This window comes from Pseudomonas silesiensis (genome assembly GCF_001661075.1).
Lineage (GTDB): Bacteria > Pseudomonadota > Gammaproteobacteria > Pseudomonadales > Pseudomonadaceae > Aquipseudomonas > Aquipseudomonas silesiensis.
The window spans coordinates 5,917,329-5,938,849 of the sequence record NZ_CP014870.1 but is presented as its reverse complement, the minus strand read 5'-3'; the positions used below and the strand labels follow the sequence as shown (position 1 = coordinate 5,938,849).

Annotated in this window: 18 protein-coding genes and 2 pseudogenes; 13 read left to right on the top strand and 7 right to left on the bottom strand. The window is 58.7% G+C overall.

Going from position 1 to position 21,521, the window contains the following annotated elements:
- Positions 1-175 precede the first annotated feature (175 nt).
- The 4 genes from PMA3_RS26360 to PMA3_RS26345 form a co-directional block, all read right to left on the bottom strand.
- The gene (locus PMA3_RS26360; protein ID WP_064679917.1) at positions 176-1,666 is read right to left on the bottom strand and encodes an aldehyde dehydrogenase; all 1,491 of its coding nucleotides are present in this window, start codon (positions 1,664-1,666) and stop codon (positions 176-178) included.
- 33 nt (positions 1,667-1,699) lie between these two features.
- Positions 1,700-2,452 (bottom strand): gamma-glutamyl-gamma-aminobutyrate hydrolase family protein, encoded by a 753-nt coding sequence (locus tag PMA3_RS26355; RefSeq protein ID WP_064679916.1) that lies wholly within the window; start codon positions 2,450-2,452, stop codon positions 1,700-1,702.
- 72 nt (positions 2,453-2,524) lie between these two features.
- A complete protein-coding gene (locus PMA3_RS26350; RefSeq protein ID WP_064679915.1) occupies positions 2,525-3,838 on the bottom strand; it encodes an NAD(P)/FAD-dependent oxidoreductase in 1,314 nt (437 codons plus the stop codon).
- A gap of 68 nt (positions 3,839-3,906) precedes the next feature.
- Entirely contained in the window at positions 3,907-5,271 is a 1,365-nt protein-coding gene (locus PMA3_RS26345; RefSeq protein ID WP_064679914.1) for a glutamine synthetase family protein, read from the bottom strand.
- A 325-nt stretch (positions 5,272-5,596) separates the two neighbouring features.
- Between PMA3_RS26345 and PMA3_RS26340 the strand changes: the two genes are divergently transcribed.
- The 12 genes and pseudogenes from PMA3_RS26340 to PMA3_RS33770 all read left to right on the top strand — a co-directional run.
- Positions 5,597-6,064: an Lrp/AsnC family transcriptional regulator gene (locus PMA3_RS26340; RefSeq protein ID WP_064679913.1), complete on the top strand. Its 468-nt coding sequence runs from the start codon at positions 5,597-5,599 to the stop codon at positions 6,062-6,064.
- Between the two features lie 447 nt (positions 6,065-6,511).
- Positions 6,512-8,086, top strand: a complete 1,575-nt coding sequence (locus tag PMA3_RS26335; protein ID WP_237140671.1) for a trimethylamine N-oxide permease — start codon at positions 6,512-6,514, stop codon at positions 8,084-8,086.
- A gap of 188 nt (positions 8,087-8,274) precedes the next feature.
- Complete coding sequence (locus PMA3_RS26330; RefSeq protein WP_237140670.1) at positions 8,275-9,051, top strand: polysaccharide deacetylase family protein; 777 nt, start codon at positions 8,275-8,277, stop codon at positions 9,049-9,051.
- On the top strand, positions 9,048-10,121 hold the full coding sequence (locus PMA3_RS26325) for a C45 family autoproteolytic acyltransferase/hydrolase (RefSeq protein WP_202970123.1): 1,074 nt from the start codon (positions 9,048-9,050) through the stop codon (positions 10,119-10,121). The genes PMA3_RS26330 and PMA3_RS26325 overlap by 4 nt, the downstream gene beginning before the upstream one ends.
- Positions 10,122-10,157: 36 nt before the next feature.
- Positions 10,158-10,574: a VOC family protein gene (locus PMA3_RS32965; protein WP_202970122.1), complete on the top strand. Its 417-nt coding sequence runs from the start codon at positions 10,158-10,160 to the stop codon at positions 10,572-10,574.
- Positions 10,575-10,589: 15 nt separating this feature from the next.
- Complete coding sequence (locus PMA3_RS26320) at positions 10,590-11,402, top strand: SDR family NAD(P)-dependent oxidoreductase (RefSeq protein WP_082930428.1); 813 nt, start codon at positions 10,590-10,592, stop codon at positions 11,400-11,402.
- Between the two features lie 29 nt (positions 11,403-11,431).
- The gene (locus PMA3_RS26315; RefSeq protein ID WP_064679911.1) at positions 11,432-12,463 is read left to right on the top strand and encodes an aromatic ring-hydroxylating oxygenase subunit alpha; all 1,032 of its coding nucleotides are present in this window, start codon (positions 11,432-11,434) and stop codon (positions 12,461-12,463) included.
- A complete protein-coding gene (locus tag PMA3_RS26310; protein WP_202970121.1) occupies positions 12,460-13,422 on the top strand; it encodes a PDR/VanB family oxidoreductase in 963 nt (320 codons plus the stop codon). The genes PMA3_RS26315 and PMA3_RS26310 overlap by 4 nt, the downstream gene beginning before the upstream one ends.
- A gap of 44 nt (positions 13,423-13,466) precedes the next feature.
- Positions 13,467-14,363 carry a cation diffusion facilitator family transporter gene (locus tag PMA3_RS26305; RefSeq protein WP_064679910.1) on the top strand — a complete coding sequence of 299 codons (897 nt, stop codon included), beginning with the start codon at positions 13,467-13,469 and terminating at the stop codon, positions 14,361-14,363.
- Positions 14,364-14,590: 227 nt separating this feature from the next.
- Positions 14,591-15,322 (top strand): TorF family putative porin, encoded by a 732-nt coding sequence (locus PMA3_RS26300; RefSeq protein WP_064679909.1) that lies wholly within the window; start codon positions 14,591-14,593, stop codon positions 15,320-15,322.
- 47 nt (positions 15,323-15,369) lie between these two features.
- A pseudogene (locus tag PMA3_RS33465) lies at positions 15,370-16,095 on the top strand (PAS domain-containing protein); the annotation flags it as partial.
- 27 nt (positions 16,096-16,122) lie between these two features.
- A pseudogene (locus PMA3_RS33770) lies at positions 16,123-16,332 on the top strand (methyl-accepting chemotaxis protein); the annotation flags it as partial.
- Between the two features lie 242 nt (positions 16,333-16,574).
- Here the strand turns inward: PMA3_RS33770 and mdlD are convergent.
- From mdlD to PMA3_RS32740, 3 genes are all read right to left on the bottom strand, one after another.
- Positions 16,575-18,017, bottom strand: a complete 1,443-nt coding sequence (gene mdlD / locus PMA3_RS26290; RefSeq protein WP_237140669.1) for an NAD(P)-dependent benzaldehyde dehydrogenase MdlD — start codon at positions 18,015-18,017, stop codon at positions 16,575-16,577.
- 8 nt (positions 18,018-18,025) lie between these two features.
- Complete coding sequence (gene iaaH, locus PMA3_RS26285; protein ID WP_064679907.1) at positions 18,026-19,534, bottom strand: indoleacetamide hydrolase; 1,509 nt, start codon at positions 19,532-19,534, stop codon at positions 18,026-18,028.
- Between the two features lie 96 nt (positions 19,535-19,630).
- Positions 19,631-19,771, bottom strand: a complete 141-nt coding sequence (locus PMA3_RS32740) for a hypothetical protein (RefSeq protein ID WP_161491160.1) — start codon at positions 19,769-19,771, stop codon at positions 19,631-19,633.
- 154 nt (positions 19,772-19,925) lie between these two features.
- Here PMA3_RS32740 and mdlC point away from each other — a divergent pair, with 154 nt between their 5' ends.
- A complete protein-coding gene (mdlC, locus tag PMA3_RS26280; protein ID WP_064679906.1) occupies positions 19,926-21,512 on the top strand; it encodes a benzoylformate decarboxylase in 1,587 nt (528 codons plus the stop codon).
- Positions 21,513-21,521: the final 9 nt, after the last annotated feature.

Genomic DNA, 21,521 nt, shown 5'->3' with positions numbered 1-21,521 from the left:
GGTTTGAGTACAAAAGGGCCCTGCGAGGGCCTTTTTTATAGGAAAAGATAGACTGATGCTGTTAATACTTAAAGTGCGTTTTTAAGCGTAGGCCCGCTGACGTGCCATCGGGCGGCACGCCGACTTATAGTGGTTGTTCATTATTCCGGAATTGCGAGCTTGGGTCGTGTGGGCGTCAGAGCTTGATCCACGTGGCTTTGAGCTCGGTGTACTTGTCGAAGGCGTGGAGCGACTTATCGCGACCGTTGCCCGACTGCTTGAAGCCCCCAAAAGGTGCGGTCATGTCGCCACCATCGTATTGGTTTATCCAGACACTACCCGCACGCAGAGCCTTCGCGACCCGGTGCGCCCTTGACAGGTTGCTAGTCCAAACCGCCGCCGCAAGTCCGTAGACACTGTCGTTGGCTATGTGCACGGCCTCTTCGACGTCGTCGAACGCGATGACCGAAAGTACTGGGCCGAAGATTTCTTCCCGCGCGATCTTCATCGTATTGCTAACTCCGTCGAAGATGGTCGGTTCGACATAAACGCCACCCGTCTCTTCCAAAGTGCGCTTGCCGCCGGCCACCAATTTGGCACCCTCGGCTTGGCCAGTTTGTATGTAACCCAACACGGAGCTCAGATGCTGGGTATCCACTAGGGCGCCGACGTTGGTTGCCGGATCTAGTGGATTGCCCGGCTTCCAGGCTTTGAGCGCCTCTACCACCAGCGGCAGGAATTTGTCCTTGATCGAATGTTCCACTAGCAGGCGTGAGCCGGCGGTACAGACTTCGCCCTGGTTGAAGGCGATAGCGCTGGCTGCAGCTTCGGCGGCGGCCTGCAGGTCGGGAGCGTCGGCGAAGACGATGTTCGGGCTCTTCCCGCCGGCTTCCAGCCAGACGCGTTTCATGTTGGATTCACCGGCGTAGATCATCAGTTGCTTGGCGATCCGGGTGGAGCCAGTGAATACCAAAGTGTCGACGTCCATGTGCAGGGCTAGGGCCTTGCCGGCGGTATGACCGAATCCGGGCAGCACATTGAACACACCGGCTGGAATGCCGGCCTCGATCGCCAATTGAGCCAGACGCAGGGCGGTCAGTGGCGACTTTTCGGACGGCTTGAGGATCACCGAGTTACCACTGGCCAGCGCCGGGCCTAGTTTCCAACAGGTCATCAGCAGCGGGAAGTTCCACGGCACGATGGCCGCGACGACGCCGATCGGTTCACGGGTAATCAAGCCCAGTTGGTCGTGGCTGGTGGCGGCCACTTCGTCGTAAATCTTGTCGATGGCTTCGCCGTTCCAGCGGATCGCCCGCGAAGCGCCCGGAATATCGACGCTCAGCGAGTCGCCGATGGGTTTGCCCATGTCCAGGGTTTCCAGCAAGGCGAGTTCTTCGCCGTGGGTTTGGATCAGGTCAGCGAAGCGGATCATCACTTCCTTACGTTTGATTGGCGCCAGATGTGACCACACACCGGATTCGAAGGTAGCGCGAGCATTCCCAACTGCCAACTCGGCGTCGGCCAAGTCACAGCTGACTACCTTGCCCAGAAGGCGGCCATCGATCGGGCTGATGCAATTGAAGGTTTCACCAGATACAGCAGCGGTGTACTGACCGTTGATGAAGGCACGGGTTTCGATCGACATGGATTTGGCGCGCTGTTCCCAGACTGCAAGGGAAAGGGGCATGTTGCGTACTCCTGAAATCGGGATGGATTGGTTTTAACGTTGCACTGCGCGCTGGCGGCAGGCGGCGCCGAAGGCCTGGAAGATCGCCAGGTAGTCGGGGTGGCTGCGCACCTGCCATTCGGGGTGAAACTGCACGCCGAGGGCGAAGGCCTCGGCATCTATCACCGTCACCGCCTCGATCAGTCCGTCCGGCGCCAGGGCCTCGATGCGCAGGCGTTCGGCCAGGCGGTCGATGCCCTGGCCGTGGATCGAGTTGACCTGTATCCGGCCCGCCAGGCCCATGGCCTCAAGCAGACCACCGGGCTGCACCAACAGAGCCTGACGCGCGGCGTATTGCACCTCCACCGGCTGGTCGGTGGGCTCGCGATGATCGGCATAGCGACCGACCTCGTGTACGCATTGGTACAGACTGCCACCCAGTGCCACATTGAGCTCCTGAAAGCCACGACAGATCGCCAACAGCGGCACGCCGGCATGCAATGCCGCGTTGATCAGCGGTAGGTTGCTGGCGTCACGGGCCGGGTCGTGCGGGGTGCCGGGCTTACTGGGCTGGCCTTGGTAATAGTGGGGTTCGATATTGGTGGGCGAGCCGGTGAGCAACAGACCGTCGACGTTCGCGAGGAGGGTATGAATATCAATCAACTCGGCCAGTGCCGGCACCACCAACGGCAGGGCGCCAGCGCCCTGGACTACCGCCCTGACATACTTGTCGCCGACGATATGGAAGGGGTGCAGGCCTAACTGTTTAGTGCAAGCGCTGACCGCGACTACGGGGATGCGGGACATTGTTGATCTCTTAGATTGAATGGCCGAACCGCAGTACACATGGGCCAGCGGGTCGGACAGGCAGGGGCGGTCTCAGCGCAGCTTTTCCAGCATCTGGTAGTACCACATGCCTGCCGCCAGCATCGGGTTGCCGAAGATGTCGCCGAGCGGCACCTTGATATGCTTGCAGGCGGCGAAGGTATCGAAGTGGCGAAGGCTGCCGGTGATCGCTTCGGCCATGATCTCGCCCATGATGTGGCTGGTGGCGATACCGTGCCCCGAATAGCCCTGGCAGTACCAGACATTGTCTGACAGCTTGCCGAGCTGGGGGATACGATTGACCACGATGCCCATGGCACAGCTCCACTGGAACTCGATATCCACACCCTTGAGCTGCGGGAAAGTACGTTCGATACAAGGGCGAAGTTCGCCGGCGATGTCCCGCGAGTCGCGTCCGGAGTAGTTGGCGCCTCCACCGAACAGCAGCCGGCCGTCGGCGGTCATTCGGTAATAATCGAGGACAAAACGACAGTCGTAGACTGCCAGATCCTGCGGGTTGAGCTGTCGGGCCAGGTCGCCCAAAGGCGCGGTCGTCACAATGCCGCCCATCGCCGGGAAAATCTTGCCCTTGAGCTGTTTGGGTTCCAGCTTGTGGTAGACGTCACCGGCCAGCATCACCTGTTTGGCGTTGACCCGGCCCTGTGCAGTGACGACGCTCGGGCGGTCACCGTGGATGATCTTCAGCACTTCGGAGTGCTCGAAGATCAGCACGCCGAGGCTTTCTGCCGCACGTGCCTCACCGATGCACAGGTTGAGTGGGTGCAGGTGCAGGTTGCGGGTGTTCTTCAATGCGCCCAAGTATTGGTCGCTGGCCAAGTGGGCGCGTACTCCGGCGCGATCGAGCAGGGTGACGCTGTCGCCCAGCCCGCGACGCTGGGCCTCGTCATGGAAGCTGCGCAGCTCTTCCATATGGGCGGATTTCATTGCCGCGTGCAGATGGCCGTGCTTAAGGTCGCAGTCGATGCCGTACCTGGCGACCCTAGCCTCGATAATTTCCTGGCCACGCCAGCGCAGGCGCCAGATAAAGTTGTCCACTTCCGTTCCGAGCGACTTGCGCATTTGCTTGCGCATCGCCTCGTCGCCGGACAGGCTGCTGGTAACTTGACCGCCATTGCGGCCGCTGGCCCCCCAGCCGATCTTGTGGGTCTCGATCAGGGCGACTTTGAGGCCGCGCTCGGCCAGTTCAACGGCACTGGCAACGCCAGTAAAACCACCGCCGATGATGACGACGTCAACACTCACTTCACCCTGCAAGGTGGGGTAGTCGGTCTCTTGCTTGAGGGTTGCGCTGTAGTAGGACTGCGTCCGCTCAGCGGCAGGGATGACGGCTTTATTCAAGGCGGTCATGGCTTGGCTCCTGTGTGCTGCGCCGCGACTCGGGCGGCGCTTGGTCTGTGTAACCGGTCGTTGCAATTTCAAGCCTGGGTCAGGTACCAGCGCCAGTCTTGCTCGCCGACCTCAGCCATGAATTGACGGTATTCCGCTTGCTTGACCGCCAAGTACACCTTGAGGAAATCCTGACCTAAGGCATCGCGCGCCCAGCTTGAGCGTTCGAGGGCACTGATTGAACTGAGCCAGTCAGTGGGTAGCAGGGTGGTAGCCTGGGCGTAGCCATTGCCTTCTACCGGTGCGCCGGGGTCGAGGCGTTGCTGGATGCCGCGATGGCAGCCGGCAAGGATGGCCGCCGCCGCCAGATATGGGTTGGCATCGGCGCCACAGATGCGGTGTTCCACATGGCGGGTATAGGCCGGGCCACCTGGCACTCGCAGCGAGACGGTGCGGTTGTCGACACCCCAGGTAGGCGCCAGCGGTGCGTAGCTATTAGCTTGGAAGCGGCGATAGGAGTTTGCATTTGGGCAGAACAGCAAGAGCGAATCGAGCAGTGATTCGAGCATGCCGCCCACCGCCTGACGCAGGAGTGGCGTGCCGGCCTTGTCTTCGCTGGCGAACAGGTTGTTGCCTGCGGCATCGGCCAGGCTGACATGCATGTGCATACCGGTTCCGGCAAGGTCATCAAAGGGTTTGGCCATAAAGCAGGCGCGCATACCATGGGCATGGGCAATGCCCTTGACCAGACGCTTATACCGCACAGCCTGATCCATGGCTTGCAGAGCAGGGCCGTGCTCCAGGGTGATTTCCACCTGGCCGGGGGCGTATTCGGAAATCGCCGTGCGCACCGGAATGCCCTGGGCCTTGCAGGCGGCGTAGAGATCGCCAAGAAACGGCTCGATTTGCTCCAGTTCACGCAGACCATAGACCTGAGTTTGTCTAGGTCGGCCGCCATCTGCGTCTAGAGCGGGTTGCGGGCGACCGTTGGCGTCGTTGCGGGCATCGAGCAGGTAGAACTCCAGTTCACAGGCCATTACCGGGTGCAAGCCGTCAGCCTCCAGTGCTTCTATAACTCGCATCAGCAGGTGGCGAGGATCCGCCACAGTGGCCGGCAGGCCTTCTTGCGGGTGCATGCTGACCTGCACGGCGGCGGTCGGTACCTTGCGCCATGGCAGGCGCACCAGGCTATCGGCCAGCGGGTAGGCGCGGCAGTCGATATCACCCACATCCCAGACCAGCCCGCTGTTCTCCACGTCGTCGCCGCCCAGGGTCAGACCCAAGATGGTGCTGGGGAGTGGTCGGCCGCTGCGGTAGACGGCCAGCAGTTCTTCGCGATGAAGCAGCTTTCCGCGGGGCACGCCGTTGGCATCAAGGATGAACAGTTCGAAAAGCTCGATATCGGGATTGTTTGTCAGAAATGCTTGGGCTTCAGTTTCGTGGGCGAATTGCATGGTGAGCCTCTTTTGGTGCTTTTAGCGCGCAGAGTATCCCGCGTGGTAATGCCTGATTGTTGTTTGCGTAAAAACTACCCGGTATTTTTTGCGCAATCAACATAAAAATGCACTATAATTTGCTCATGATGTGGTTTGTTGCTTGTTTTTGTACGCGATACTCATTTTGTACGTGTGTGGTTGGCGTAGGCATCGCCTGGGATTCGCGATCGGCCCCTAATAACCCGCACCTTAATCTGCTAGCCTTTGAGCCGTTTTTAACCTGAGGGCTGCTCGTCGTCTGCAGAGCCGCGCACCCCTGCGTCCACCGATGGAAGCCTTGACCATGTCTATATCGACCCTCGATCCGCTGGACTTCGGAATCGTTCGTGAGCTTCAAGAAGATGGCCGCCGAGCCTATCGCGAAGTCGCGCGCAACCTCTCGGTGCCCGAGGCCACCATCCGTGTGCGGGTCAAGCGCCTGCAAGACCAGGGTATCCTGCAGATCCTGGCGTTCACCGACCCGTCCAAGCTGGGGCATGCCAAGCTGGCGTTACTGTTCGTCAACGTGGAGCCGCAGGATCATGAGCGGGCGGTCGATACCTTGGGCCGCTGGCCGCAGGTCAGCTATCTGTCGACGACCATGGGCACCGCGGATATTTGTGTGCAGGTGCTCTGTAGCGATGACGATAGCCTCTGGGCGCTGCAGCAGCGCGTGCGCAGCCTGCCTGGTGTTCGTGACGTACGCACCATGCAGGAGGTGAAGGTGCACAAGATTCGGTTCACCCTGCCAGAGGCTGAAAGGGATAGCTGATCGTTACCTCCCTGCGCCAGAGTCTTCCCCCTCCGTTTCTCCCCCAAAACTCACCGACCAGACCGGTGAGTTAGTCAGAATGCGCAAAACACAGATTTTTTACGTTTTTTCTGCGCACCCCTATCAGATCTAGGCGCGCACAAGCGCCTTCTGCCGCTCGCACTTCTCAAACTTGCCTAGCGCCGCTCTAAACCAATGTTTTGGCGTGAAGGCCGCTTTCCGTCTGTCGTTTACCTTCTGCGCATTGCGTTATAAAAATAGATTTTTGTTGCGCGTTGCGCGATTTGATGGTTATTTATGTCTCACATGCGCATTGCAATGGCTTCCGTGACCAGTAAGCGCTGTGTTGTGCATCTATAAAAAAACAAGAGGTGACACGCCATGCAGCAATCCAATTCCGGCGCTAGGCTAGACGCGGTACTCGGCAGTACCGCAAAGGTGGCCCCTGTGTCTGACCAGAACCATGAGCTCAAACGCAGCCTGACCTGGAAAGATGCGTTCTGGGTCACCAGTGGGGTTCCGGTTAGTGTGCTTTTCACCATCGGAGGGGTTGCCGCCTTTATCGGTCAGCCAGCTTGGTTTATATGGGTAATCGCGATGCTGATCGGCTTCGCGCAGTGCTTCACCTACGCCGAAATTTCCGGCCTCTATCCACACAAATCCGGCGGGGCCTCGGTCTACGGCGCGTTGGGCTGGGTGCGTTACAGCAAGTTTGTCGCGCCTGTTTCCGTGTGGTGCAACTGGCTCGCCTGGTCGCCGATGCTGGCGCTGGGCACCAGCCTGGCGGCGGGCTATATGCTCAGTTGCTTGTTCCCCGCCGACTCGGTAATCAACACCTGGCAGATCACTTTGTTAGACCTTGGCTTTATCACGGCGGGCCTGACGCTACGAATCAACGCCACCTTTATCCTGGCGACGCTGTTCCTGCTGATCACCTTCAAGATGCAACACAGTGGCGCGGCGGCCGCCGCGAAAATGCAACGCATCCTCGGTATCGCCTCGCTCGCCCCCTTGCTGGTGGTGTCGCTGGTACCGATGATCACCGGCGATATGCCGTCGAGTAATTTCCTGCCGTTGCTGCCACTGAGCCACGATGCATCCGGTGCTGCAATCATGGGCAGTTGGAACGCGGCGGGTATCAGCTTGGCGATGGGCGCTATGTTTCTCGCTTGCTGGTCGACCTTCGCCTTCGAAACCGCCGTCTGCTATACCCGCGAGTTCAAGGATCCGCAGAAGGACACGTTCAAGGCAATTTTTGCCTCCGGTCTGTTGTGCCTGTTCATGTTCATTACTGTGCCATTGGCCTTCCAAGGTGAGCTGGGCCTTTCCGGCATGCTCGCGCCAAGCATTGTCGACGGCTCCGGGGTGGGCGCGGCGATGGCCAAGTTTGTGGGTGGCGGCGCGGTGGTGTTTAACGTGATCATCGTGATGATGATGCTGTCGATCCTGCTGCTGGTGATGACCTCGATGATGGGTTCCTCGCGCACCCTTTATCAGGCTTCTGTGGACGGCTGGTTGCCCAAGTATCTGTCCCACGTCAACGAGCACGGCGCGCCGACACGCGCAATGTGGACGGATTTGGTGTTCAACCTGGTTCTGCTGCTGATGTCGAACTACATGTCGGTGCTGGCGATCTCCAACGTCTGCTACATGATCTTCGTCTTTCTCAACCTGCAATCCGGCTGGATTCACCGGCTCGATCGCGCCGACTGGCCTCGCGCTTACAAGTGCTCCGGCTGGTTGTTGGGATTAGGTGCGCTGTGCGGTTTTGTCGACCTGGTGTTCGTCGGTGCCGGCGCCAACTTTCTCGGCGAGAACACGTTGCGCAATGGCCTGGTTGCCACGCTGCTGATCATCCCGGTGTTTATCTATCGCCACTACATTCAGGACAAGGGTCAGTTTCCTGAGTCGATGCGTCGCGATATCGAACTTCCCCATGCCAGGGCCGGCATCCTGCCTTACCTGGCGCTAATCGCGGCGGTCGCGGTGGTGTGGATCTCCGCCAAGCTGACCGTTATCTAACACGCAAAAAAACCTTATCGGAGTTGTCGAGCTCTGGCTGTGCTACCCGCGCAGTCCCTAGCCCACGGGCAGATGTGCGCCTGCGATAAGCAAAATCACGACTGATTTCAACTTTATTGCGAGTCAAATCGATGAACACCCAGAACCCAAAACTACGGTGGCCAGCGCCCAAATCAACAGGCGTTTCCTTGACCTTCGACGTCGATGCGGAGGCTGGTTTTCTCGGCGAAAGCCCGACATTCGCACGTCGCCTGACCAGTCTGTCCGAAGGGCGGTTTGGGGTGACCCGTGGCGTGCCTCGGATTCTCGAACTGCTGCGCAGGCACAAGATTCCGGCGACCTTTTTCGTGCCTGGTTACACCGCCGAGCAGCACCCGCATCTAGTGGAAATGCTGCTCAGGGAAGGCCACGAGATTGGTCACCATGGCCATATGCACTTGCGCAGCGACAAGGTCAGCGCTGAGCAGCAGGCCGATGAGATGTACCAGGGGTTGGAAGCGCTGGCCCGGGCCGGAGCGCCGAAGCCGGTCGGTTATCGCTCTTCGTCCTGGGAACTGACTCCGGAGACCTTCGAGCTGGTGCTTGCCAACGGGTTCATCTACGACTCCAGCTGCATGGGCGACGACCGTCCCTACTTTGAAACTTGGAACGGCGCATCAATTCTCGAGCTGCCGGTGCACTGGTCGCTGGATGACTATCCGATGTTCGGCTGGGGCATCGATAACGGCGGCAACTTCACCGCGCCACGTGCGCTGTTCGACAGTTGGTTGGCGGAGTACGAGTCGGCCCGCCGAGATGGCCGCCACACCAGCTTCACCATGCATCCAGAAGTAATCGGCCGTGCCGCGCGCTTCGAACAACTGGAGCGTTTTGTCGAGCGCATGGTCGGCGACGGCGACGTTTGGTTCGCCCGCCTGGATGACGTCGCCCGTCAAGTAGCACCGCAATTGGAGTTGTTGAAATGACCTTCGTTTTTCGCTCTACGCATACTGAGCCGACGGCACGCGGCCGTGAGTTCGGCCAGCAACATGCGCAAAAGATTCACACCAGCGTGGAGACCTATCAGGCTTTATTCGACCGCGTCGCTACCCGCCCATTCGACTTGCGTGCGCTAGGAGCTCAAGCCCTGGCGCAGATTGAGGCCTTCGCGCCGCCGCTGTATCAAGAGCTGCTCGGTATGGCGGAGGGCTCCGGCGTCGAAGTGGCCTATCTTGGCGCCATCAATGCACGCACCGAAATTCTCGCCTACCTGGGCGCGCAATTGCGTGGCGAGTGTTCCACCGTAGTCCGCATCGAACCGTTCAGCGGCAAACCGGTAGCGGTACAGACTTGGGATTGGTACGCCGAATTCGCCGACCTGTGGCTGACTTGGGAAATTCCCCATGCCGACGGGAGCCTGACCACCACGGTCACCGAGTTCGGCATTCTCGGCAAGGCCGGCGTCAACAGTCGTGGCCTGGGTGTGCACTTCAACATCTTGCACCACGAGCGCGACGGTAAAGAGATTGGCGTGCCGGTGCATGTGGCCTCGCGCTGGATGCTGGACAGTTGCAACGACATCAACCAGGCCCTGCAACTGCTGGGTTCGGCCAAGGTATCAGCTTCAAGCTCGCTCACCCTGATCGCTGCAGTGGACAACTCCAGCGCGGCAGTCTCGGTCGAACTGCACCCCGGTGGCCCGGGGTTGGTATTCCCGGATGCCACCGGTCTGCTGGTGCACACCAACCACTTTCTCTCAAGCCCCGCCCGTGAAGGCGACACCGAACCCCGCGCGTTCCCCGACACCCTGGTGCGCTACGACCTGCTGACCCGCCGCCTGGTTAACCGTCAGGACTTGACCCCGCAGCACGTGCTCGCGGCGATGAACAGCCATTTGGGCAGCATCAGTGCGGTTTGCTGCCATCCGATCCCTGGCCAGCCAATCGCCGGTCAGTACGCCACCTTGGTCAGTCTCGTTATCGACGTCGCCAGCGGCACCCTGACGGCTCTGCCTGGCGGCCCTTGTGGTCACCCGCAGTGGTTGGCTCACGACTGAACACATTCAACCCATAGAACAAAAAGGAGACACCCCATGCTCAAGCTCAAACGCCTCGACAACATGGACATCCTCACCAACGACGTGCAGCGCTTGGTGGATTTCTACCACGGCACCCTCGGCCTGGGCTTCTTCCTGCCCTACGTGGCCGAAGAGCGTTGGGCCGCCATCGAAATGGGCAACGTGACCCTGTACCTCTTCCACACCACCGACTCGACGCCGGTTGAGCGCCGCACGGCTGTAAACCTGGAAGACAAGCAGGGCTTCGATTCCTTCGCCTTCGAGGTGGAGAACCTGGACGACGCCATCGCTTACCTCGACGGCAAAGTCCAGTGGGTGACGGCCAAGCCCATTGAGTGGCAGCACCCCAACGGTACCCACTACCGCTACCGTCCGATGTTCGACCCAGACGGCAACATGTTCTACATCACCCAGCCGCACAAGACCGTCTGATTCAGGAGCACAACCATGTCTAATTCCCAGAAGAGCTTGGCCTGCCAGGCTCCCGAGTCGGTGCTGAACTTGTCGCCCGAGGCACAGAAGCTCAGCGGCCGGATCGCTCTGATCACAGGCGCCGGCCGTGGTGCCGGGCGTGCCCATGCGCGCCTGCTGGCAGCCCGTGGTGCAGCGGTGGCGATCGTCGATATCGATGAAGACGTTGCCCGCGCCACCGCTGCGGATATCGTCGAGGAGGGCGGCCGCGCCATCGCCTTAGGCGTCGACATCACCGACCGTGCCCTGGCAGAGCGCTGCGTGGCGCACGTCGCCGAGCAACTGGGCGGCCTCGACATTCTGGTGCACAACGCTGGGCTGATCTATTCCATGACGGGCCTTGAGCAGACGGACGATGCCAATTTCAACCGCCTGCTGGCGATCAATGTGCACGCGCCGCTGTACCTGACCCGCGCGGCCCTGCCGTACCTGCGCCAGAGCCGCGCGCCGCGGGTGATATTCATTAACTCGCAATGGGGCCAGGTGCCGGACGGCCACTCCTACGCCTACATGGTCAGCAAGGCCGCCCAGCTCGGCCTGATGAAGACCCTGTCCAAGGAGTTCGTCAGCGAAGGCATCCTGGTCAATGCCATCACCCCTGGCGCCATCCTCACCCGCATGGTGCCGGACGAGTACATCGAGCCGGAGAAAGCCAACATCCCACTGGGGCGCCTGGTACATCCGGAAGAAATCGCCGCTGCCGTCGCATTTCTCGCCTCCGACGAGGCTGCGTTTATCGCCGGCCAAGTGCTGCCGGTGAACGGCGGCGCGCTGTTGGTTGGCATCTAAACAATAAGAAAACCTGTGAGGAAAAACCCATGACTATCCAAATTACTCAACGTCAGCGCGCGGAACAGGCCATGCGCCACCAATGGTTCCCGGTCGCTCGTTCAATGGATCTTGAAAAACCGCAGTCGGCCACCCTGCTTGGCGAGAAACTGGTGGTGTATCGCACCGAGTCCGGTAAGGCCGTGGTGCAAGCGGCGCGCTGCCCGCACCGGGGCGCAGATCTGTCACTTGGGGAAGTGCATGGCGAGAGCATCGCCTGTCCTTACCACGGCTGGCAGTACTCCGGGCACACCGGCAAGTGCAGCCACGTTCCATCGCTTGAGGATCAGTGCAAGATCCCTAACGGGGCTGCCGTCCATACTTACGCCTGTGAAGAGCGTTACGGGCATGTCTGGGCGACCCTGGAAGAGCCACTGTTCGAACTTTATGACCTGCCCGAATGGCGCGAAATGAACCTGGAATGGCTGGCCGCCGAGCCTTTGGATTCCCCCACGGGCGTGGCAGTGGCCATCGAGAACTTCGGCGACGTCGCGCATTTTGCCTACATCCACCGCGGCATGATGGGCCATGTGAAACCGGCCGTTGAACCGCTCAATGTGCGCCGCGATGGCCTGGACATCTGGATGGATCGGCCGCTGCAGGCCTGCGAGGGCGAGTGGGCCAACGACGGCGACTGCATGATGGGCTACCACATCGTCGCGCCAGGGCTGGTCGCGATCAACTACGACTACGAACGTCTGGGCAAGCGCGTAGTCGCTGGCTTCCCGTGCCCTGAAGCCTATGACCACGTGAAGATTTTCTGGGCTGTGGCAAATGACCGCGATTACAAGGGCGGCGATCTGCAGGAATGCCTGCGTGTCGAAGAGCTGCTCTACCACGAGGATCTGCCGGTGGCGGCAACCATCACCCCACGCGAGATCGACTGGGACGCGACGGTCGTCGAGCACTCGGTGCCTTCGGATTTGTACACCCTGAACTACCGCCGGGCCTTCCGCGAATTCATCGAGCGCGCTCACCAGATGCCGGTACGCTTGGTTGACGAGCAACGGGTGTCGTCGTGAGTGCCCAGGGAGCGCAGTTCGAGGTACTGATCACCTGCATGCGGCTGGAGGCCGAAGGCGTGATGTCCCTTGAACTGCAGGCCACCGACGGTGCGCCATTACCGGAATGGACTCCGGGCGCGCATATTGACCTGTTGCTGCCCTCAGGCCTAGTGCGCCAGTACTCGCTGTGCGGCGATCCTCTGGATCGCCATCGCCTGCGTATCGGCGTGCTGCTGGAAAGCAAAGGGCGCGGCGGCTCGCAGGAAGTCCACGGCCGGCTGCGGGTTGGCCAGAAACTGGCCATCCGTGGCCCGCGCAATGCCTTTGCCCTGCAGCCCGACCAGTCGTATCTGTTCGTTGCCGGGGGTATCGGCATCACTCCGATTCTGTCCATGGCTCGGGTGGCTCAACGCGTTGGCGCGCAGTGGCAGTTGCTATATGGCGGCCGCGCGCGCCGCTCCATGGCTTTTGTCTCGGAGCTGCAAGCGCTGGGTCAGGGTCGGGTAGAGATCCTGCCGACCGACGAGGTCGGACTGCTCGACCTTGACGCCATTGTCGTCGCTGCCGCTGCTGGCCAGCACATCTACAGCTGCGGCCCAGCAGTGCTGCTCGATGCCTTGAGTGCGCGCTTCGCCGAAGCCGGTCTGAGCGAGCGATTGCACTTGGAGCGTTTCGCACCCGTGGTGCCGGTACCCGGCGCTGGAACGGGAGAAACCCTCAAGGTGATTCTTGCGCGCAGTGGCGCCGAGGTTGAAGTGCCGCCCGACTGCTCGATCATGGGCGCTCTACGGGCCGCCGGGCATCAGATCGCCTCTTCCTGTGAGCAGGGAATCTGCGGCATGTGCGAGACCCGGGTGCTGGACGGCATTCCGGATCATCGTGACTCGTTGCTAACCGAGGGCGAGCGTGCGCGCGGCAACGTGATGATGCTCTGCGTTTCGCGTGCACTGACCCCCACCCTGACCCTCGACCTGTAAACGGCGCGGCCGTGTGCACAACCCGCAATAGGAGCACGTAAAAAATGGCCACTGAACAAAGGGCCTTGCAGGTGACGATCGTGGCCACCTTGCTGCTAGCCAGTACGGGGATCGCCTTCGGCCTTTATGCAGGCTCGCAGTCGATTGTATTCGACGGGTTGTTCAACGCCATTGACTCGGGAATGGCTGGGCTTTCCTTGCTGGTGTCACGCTTGTTGCTCAAACAACCCGGGCGGCGCTTCCAGCGGGGTTACTGGCATATCGAGCCAATGGTGCTGGCGCTCTATGGCAGCGTACTGGTGATTCTTTGTGTCTATGCCCTGGTCAACTCGATTGACGGGTTGATGCGTGGCGGACAGGAGCTGGCTTTTGACGAAGTAATTGTCTATGCGTTGGTGACGGCGCTGGGCTCCGGGCTGATGTACGGCTACTTGCGCCGTTGCAATCGACGGCTGCGTTCCGAACTGATCCAGATCGATCTGCACAGCTGGCTGATGTCGACCTCCATCAGCCTGGCGTTGCTGCTCGCATTCAGTACCGGCTACCTGCTGCAAGGCAGCCAATATGAGGCACTAACGCCTTACATCGATCCGCTGATCCTGGCGTTGCTGACCCTGGGACTGATTCCGGCACCGTGCCGCACGGTGTGGAGGGCGGCGAAGCAGATCCTGCGCATCACCCCGACCAAGCTGGACGGTGAGATCGCCGGACTGATGGCAGGGATGAGCCAGCGCTACGGCTTCGAGAGTTTTTCCCACTGTGTCAGCCGGATCGGCCGGGGACTGTTTGTCGAGATCCATATCCTCCTGCCAGCGGCGATGAACCACTGGCCGGTTAGCGATCTTGACGACGTACGCGCAGAAATCGCCGCCGCCATCGGAAGCGAAGGCCCTAACCGCTGGCTGGCGATCGGCTTTACCCGTGACAAGCGCTGGCTATGAAAAGTAACGGCGCTCACTCGCAAGCGCCGCCTTGAGTACCGTCGGCTCAGCCGCCCAGTTTCAGTCCGCATAGTTCGACTTGACCGGCATTGCGGGTAGTTGTTCGCGGCTGCGTGTTTGCCGGCAGCCAACCTTCTTCGGAAGGAGAAATACCAGCGCGTCGCAGGGGGATACAGTGCCGCGCCGGACACATGCCATTTACAACAAAAATAACAACGGAGACACCGATGAAACGCATGATGACACTCGGCGTGGTCAGCATCGTCCTGGCGCCTTGGACGGTGACCCAGGCCATTACCCTCAATGATGATTTCAGTCTGGCGCTGGAAGCCGGCCTGTTTAGCGACTACCGTTCGCGGGGCATTTCGCAGACCCAGGGCGACCCGGCCGTACAAGGCTCGGCCACCCTCACGCACTCCATTGGGCTGTATGTCGGGGCGTGGAGTTCCAACGTGGATTTCGGCAATGGCAGCAAGACCCGTCAGGAGCTGGACTATTACGCCGGCTACTTCTGGCAGGCCACCGATAACATCGCCTTGGACGTGGGGTACTTCGACTACAACTACCCGAAGCAGAGCGGCCTCAACTACAGCGAGTACTTCGCCAAGCTCAACCTCTATGACCTGCGCCTGGGCGCCTACTACTCCGACGATATCGCGGGTGACCAGAGCATGCTCTACAGCTACCTCGGCTACGCCAAAGTGTTGCCCTACGAGATTGGCCTAGACCTACGCTACGGTCTGGCCGACTACAAGGATCCGGTGTGGGTTTCCAGCAACGGCAGCGCCCGCGACAGCTACCGAGAGTGGGAGGTCAAGCTGAGCAAAAAGGCCTTCGCCCTGAACTGGTCGCTGAGCTATATCGACACCGACTTGTCCAAGGCCGAATGCGCCAGTTACATGGGCTTCGATGATGTCTGCTCAGCCACCCTGGTGGCAGCTGTCAGCAAATCTTTCTAAGTACAGTGGTGCGCTGCCAGTGGGCAGCGCACTCGGGAGGGAGTGCCATGTGGTTTTCCAATGCAGACACGAAACGGGCGACTGAACTTTCGGCGTTGATTGGCGCGCTGCTGGGAGGGCAGCCCGTGGATCTGGGCGCCATCACCGTCCTGTCCAAACAGCCGCAATTGCGTCAGGCATTCGAACAACTGAGGCAGTATTTAACGCGATGCAAGTCAACGCAGGCCGCCCAAATCGAACGCGGTAGCGCCGAGCAAGTGACTGTCTTAGGCTTTCAGTTGGAGCAAAGCAACGGTGAGCAGTTTCGCCTGCAGCAATTACTGGCGGATGCTGAGCAGCGGTTGGCAAGCCAACAGGCACGTTTGGTTGAGTGGGAGCAGGAGCATCAAGTCTGGGAGCTGACCCGACAGAACCTCACCGAAGGTTGCTGGGAGCTGCTGGTCGTCAACGGCGACCCGGAGCATCCGCAAAGTCAGATGCGCTGGACTGACCAGTTCCTCGCTCTTCTGGGCTACAGCCGCCAGGAGCTTCCGGATGGTTGGGACAGCTACAACCGCATTGCCCATCCCGATGATATCAAGCATGTCATGCGTAATTTTGATGAGCTGATGCGTAGCCGCGACAGCCACTTGGCGTATGTGGTCGAGTACCGTATGCGCCACAAGATTCGTGGAGACATTTGGTTTCGCGAACGCGGCCGTTGTCTGCGTAACGAGCAGGGAGTGCTCCGACGGGTAATCGGAGCAGTGCGTGATATCAGTGATGAAAAGCAGGCAGAAGCAGCGCGTGATCGGGAGCTAGCAGCCATTCAGGCCACGTACGAGCAGATCGCTCAAGTGGTTGGTGTAATCAAGGCAATCGCCGAGCAAACAAACCTGCTGGCCCTCAATGCGGCCATCGAAGCGGCCCGGGCCGGCGAAGTGGGGCGCGGCTTCTCAGTGGTCGCTGACGAGGTGAAGAACTTGGCTCGGCGTACCCGCGATGCCACTCATGAGATTCAGGAGATGCTCAAGAGGCATTGATGGGGCGGGTACCTAGTGCGCCGAGGAGCTTTCGTCAGACATTGTGATTTCGACGCTGTTGAGTCTTGGCTGACAAGTGATCTTGGTTTGAGTACAAAGCGGCCCTCAAGGGCCCTTTTCTACGCCACTGGTTCAAGTTGGCGCAGCATGAGACGTAAGCAAGGTCTGCAATACAAGATGGCCGCTCTGCAAAAGCAGCGGCCATTTTAAACAGTGGACGACAGAAGCGCTCAGCCCACGATACGCACCGATTTTTTATGGGTGAAAGCCAAAAAACTGTAATGGCCGTGGTATTCGCCCATGCCGGAAGCCCCTATGCCACCGAATGGCAGATAGGGCGAAAAGGCGTGCAGCATCACACCGTTGACCTGGGCATCGCCGGACTGGATGTGGTTGATGATGGGTATCGCAATTTCCTTGTTAGCGGTAAACACGTAGACCGCTAATGGTTTGGGGTGATACCGATTGACCAGCTCAACAGCGGTATCGACCGAGTCAAAGGTCAATACCGGCAGGATTGGGCCGAACAGTTCATCAGCCATCAGCGCGTCATCCCATTGCACTTGATCCACTATGGTTGCGCTGAAAAGTCGCTTCTCTGCATCGGCCAGGCCACCGACCAGTACATGGCCCTGGCTTTGGGCAAGGATCGCCTGGAGACGAATGACTTGTTGGGCTGTGATCAGTTTGCCGGTCGAGTCAAGGTCGGGCAGCGCTTGTTTAACCTGTTCGACCAGCTTGGCTAGAAGTGCTTCCTTGATGCTGCTGTGCACATATAGGTAGTCCGGCGCGATGCATGTTTGGCCGCTATTTATGAACTTGCCGAACATCACTTGTGAGACGACAAGATCTAGGTCTGCGTCTGGGAGCACGATTAACGGGCACTTACCACCCAGCTCCAACACTACCGGTGTGAGGTGCTCGGCTGCAGCTTTCATGACTACCTTGCCAACGTTGGGGCTACCAGTGAAAAAAATGAAGTCGAATGGCAGGCTTAAAAGATGGCTGTTTTCCACTCTGCCGCCTTGAACTACGGTTATGTATTCGGGAGCAAAAGTCTCGGAAATAATCTTTTCAATTACAGCTGAGGTTTCCGGAGTGGTTTCGGAGGGTTTCACAATGCACGTGTTACCACCCACGATAGCGCCTACCAATGGTGTCAGGGTGAGATTGACCGGGTAGTTGAACGGGCCAATGATGTAGGTGACGCCGTAGGGTTCCTGCACCACATAGCACTCGGAAGGGGCAATGAGGTCTGGCGTTGGAACTGATTGCGGTGTTGCCCATTCGTCTAGATGGGCTAAGGCGAAATCGACTTCATGCAACACTTCACCGATCTCAGCGAGATCCACCACTTCACGGGTTTTACCCAAATCCGCCGCTAATGCCGCGTACAGTAGTTCTCTATTATCAATGATCGCGCCCTTGAGTCTTTCAAGGGCATGTTTTCGATAAGGAATGTCATAGGTAGCACGTGACGCAAAGAAGGCTTTTTGTGCCGCAAACAGCACATCAATTTCCGCGGGGGAAAGATAACTCATTGGTAAACCTCTCTCTTTCTGATGGTGATCGCCAGACTCGAACGGTTGGTAGCGACTAATCACAGCGTGATGCTGATTAATCGTTACGAGGAAAATGCCGATGCTATCTTTCGGCATGCTAAGAGGCAGCATGGTCACCCTCAGCAGGTATTTTTCTGCAAAGGTGAGCTTTCGCGTCCCAGGACGTCCTCCATGACAGAAGCAATGGCTAGAAGCTGGCTATCACTTCCCGGTAATCCATCAAACTCAATGCCTATCGGTAAACCTTCATTTATTGATAAGCCAGCTGGCAGACTGATGCTTGGCATTCCCGCATTGCTGGCGGGATCTGCATTGCGAATCATCCGAGCGAACGCTTCAAAACGAGTGGCTTGTGGCTCGCTTTTGATTGCGAGGTCAGGCGTGGTGGGATGCACCAGTGCGTGTAATTGATGTTCTTCGAAGAGAGAGTGGATCTTCTCGATCAAAAGAGGGCGACCTTGCTCAATCGCGGTGATGTAGGCCTGCTCCAAATCGACAGGTTTTCCGCCGTGTTCTTCGAGACGGCCTGGAAGTACGAAGCGCTCGAAAATTTCTCTGACATCGGGGCTACTGATAGCTGCTGCCACATCTTCAATGTCCAACCCTGTGTCGTTAGTCAGCAGGTATTCAGCGAGTGCTGATCGGCATTCATACAACGCGATCGGCATGCTGACTGCGCCATTGAGCTCGAAGATATCGGGTAACGAAACCCAAACAACCTGAACGCCGGTCGCTTGGATTTTCTTTAACGCTGTATGAGTGATTTGTAGTACCGGGTCGCTCACCTCGTCCCAGAACTCCTTGAGAATGCCGAGTCTTATTGTCTCGGTCGCCGGAGGCTGCGCCGGGGATGCTCCTGTAATGATCGAGTCCATCAAGATCACGTCTTGTACTGAACGGGTCATAGGCCCGGGTGTGTCGCGCGTCGGTGATATGGGGGTGATCCCCTCACAGCTGTATCGGCCCACCGTCGGACGGAAGCCTACGCAGCCATTTAGTGAGCTGGGCTGCCTGATAGAGCCGCCGGTGTCCGTACCCAACGCGGCAGGTATCAGGCGGGCTCCTACAGCACTGCCGCTGCCTGAGGATGAACCTCCGGCAATGCGACTGTGGTCAAAAGCATTTCGGATACCGGTTACATTAGGCACATGAAAAGCGGTGTTGTAGCCTGATGTTCCGAAGGCCAGCTCATGCATATTTGTTTTGCCGATTACGATGGCTCCAGCCTCGAGCAATGAAGCTACGACTGGAGCATTCGTTTGCGGAAAGAAGCCAGCCAACGCTGGCGTACCAGCGGTATTGGTGAAGCCAACAACGTGGATGTTGTCTTTTACGGCAATAGGTACACCCCCGAGAGGAAGGTGTTTACCGCCATTTTCGAGGTGCCGATCGTATTCATCTGCTTTCTGCAACGCAGCAGGTGCATCGATGCTGATAAACGCATTGAACTGCGGATTGCAATTGATGCGATCCAACCAGGTTTCCACTAGCGCGCGACTGCTGATCAATCGATAGCGGATAAGCGCGGACGCTTCGTGAAGCGTCAACTCGCACAGGTCATCGGGTAATTCCTGCGGGATTTGGCCAGTCTTGATGTTCTGGCTTGTAGTCCATTCGAAATAGCGCATGTCTATATCTCATCTTCATTGGCGACGCTGTTATTCGGGCAACGGTAATGTGAGTCCGAGACAAATGGTCTCCTCAAATTTGAGGATGCCAATGGCCTATCCATATTCAACGCGCCAGTTGAGGGTGGTTTTTTCAGCGAGCTTGACCATGGCATCAGGTTTTTCTTGTAGCTCGGCAAGCAACCTGATGATCCCGGCGCCAGGATCCCGATCAAGCCCGCAAAGATCTTCCTCCATCGATACCTCCGTAAGGGTGGCGCTATAACGCGCTAGCTTTGGCACTCGCAATAATATAGATTGGGTCTATAAATTGTTTTATGTTTTATCTATTTGATCTATTTGCTGGCCGATTTTATCTTGAGATTCATCTTTTGGTAAGAGATAAATCGCCATGGCCTCGGTACACAGCACGACTTATGAGTTACTTCGCCAACAGGGCATTGATACGGTCTTCGGCAACCCTGGTTCGAATGAATTGCCCTTCCTTAAAGACTTCCCTCAGGATTTTCGATACGTCCTCGCCCTTCAGGAAGCAGTTGTAGTTGGCATTGCTGATGGGTATGCGCAAGCTAGCCGCAAGCCAGCCTTCATCAACCTGCACTCTGCGGCAGGCACCGGCAATGCGATGGGAGCTTTGAGCAACGCATGGAACTCACATTCGCCACTGATCGTTACGGCAGGTCAGCAAACCCGAGCGATGATCGGGGTCGAGGCGCTGCTGACGAATGTCGACGCAACCAACCTTCCCAGACCGCTAGTCAAATGGAGCTACGAGCCAGCCAGTGCAGCTGAGGTACCTCATGCGGTCAGCAGAGCCATTCATATGGCTAGCATGGCACCGCGTGGCCCGGTCTATCTTTCCGTTCCATACGATGATTGGGATAAGGAGGCGGATCCGCAGTCTCATCACCTTTTTCATCGCAACGTCAGCTCTGCCGTACGTGTGAATGATGAGGAGCTGGAAAGACTTGCCAGCGCTCTGAGCAGTGCTTCTAATCCGGTGATTGTCCTTGGGCCGGACGTGGATGCCGCCAATGCAAACGCCGACTGCGTAACCCTGGCTGAACGTCTCAAAGCGCCTGTATGGGTCGCTCCTTCCGCACCACGCTGCCCATTCCCTACGCGTCATCCATGCTTCAGGGGGTTGCTGCCTGCTGGTATCGCAGCAGTTTCCCAACTGCTGGAAGGTCACGATCTGGTGTTGGTACTCGGTGCTCCAGTATTCCGTTACCACCAGTACGATCCAGGCCAGTACCTGATGCCAGGGACGCGCCTGGTCTCTGTAACATGCGATCCACTTGAAGCCGCGCGGGCCCCGATGGGTGATGCGATCGTCGCCGATATTGGGGTCATGGCCTCAGCACTGGCCGCCCGAGTCCGCGACAGAAACCATCCGCTGCCAGCCTCGATCGCTGAGACAGAGACGGTGGAGCAGGGCGAGGGAGCACTCCGTCCAGAAACTGTATTCGACACGCTCAATGAGATGGCTCCGGCAGATGCCATTTACCTCAACGAATCGACCTCGACCACCGCATTGATGTGGCAACGCCTCAATATGCGTAACCCCGGTAGTTACTACTTCTGTGCCGCTGGTGGACTCGGTTTCGCTATGCCAGCGGCTGTTGGGGTGCAATTGGCCGAACCAGGCAGGCAAGTCATCGCGGTCATCGGTGATGGCTCGGCCAACTACAGCATCAGCGCGCTGTGGACTGCGGCTCAATACAACATTCCCGCCATCTTTGTGATCATGAACAACGGCACCTATGGTGCTTTGCGCTGGTTTGCCGGAGTGCTCGAAGCGGAAAATGTTCCGGGGCTGGACGTGCCAGGCATTGATTTCTGCTCGCTTGCCAAAGGTTATGGTGTCCACGCGTTGAAGGCCGGGACAGTGCAGGAACTGCAGGGTGCTCTTACCGAAGCTTTGGCTTCCAAGGAGCCGGTGCTGATTGAGGTCAGCACCACTAGCCCTGCTAAGTGAGTGCCAGAT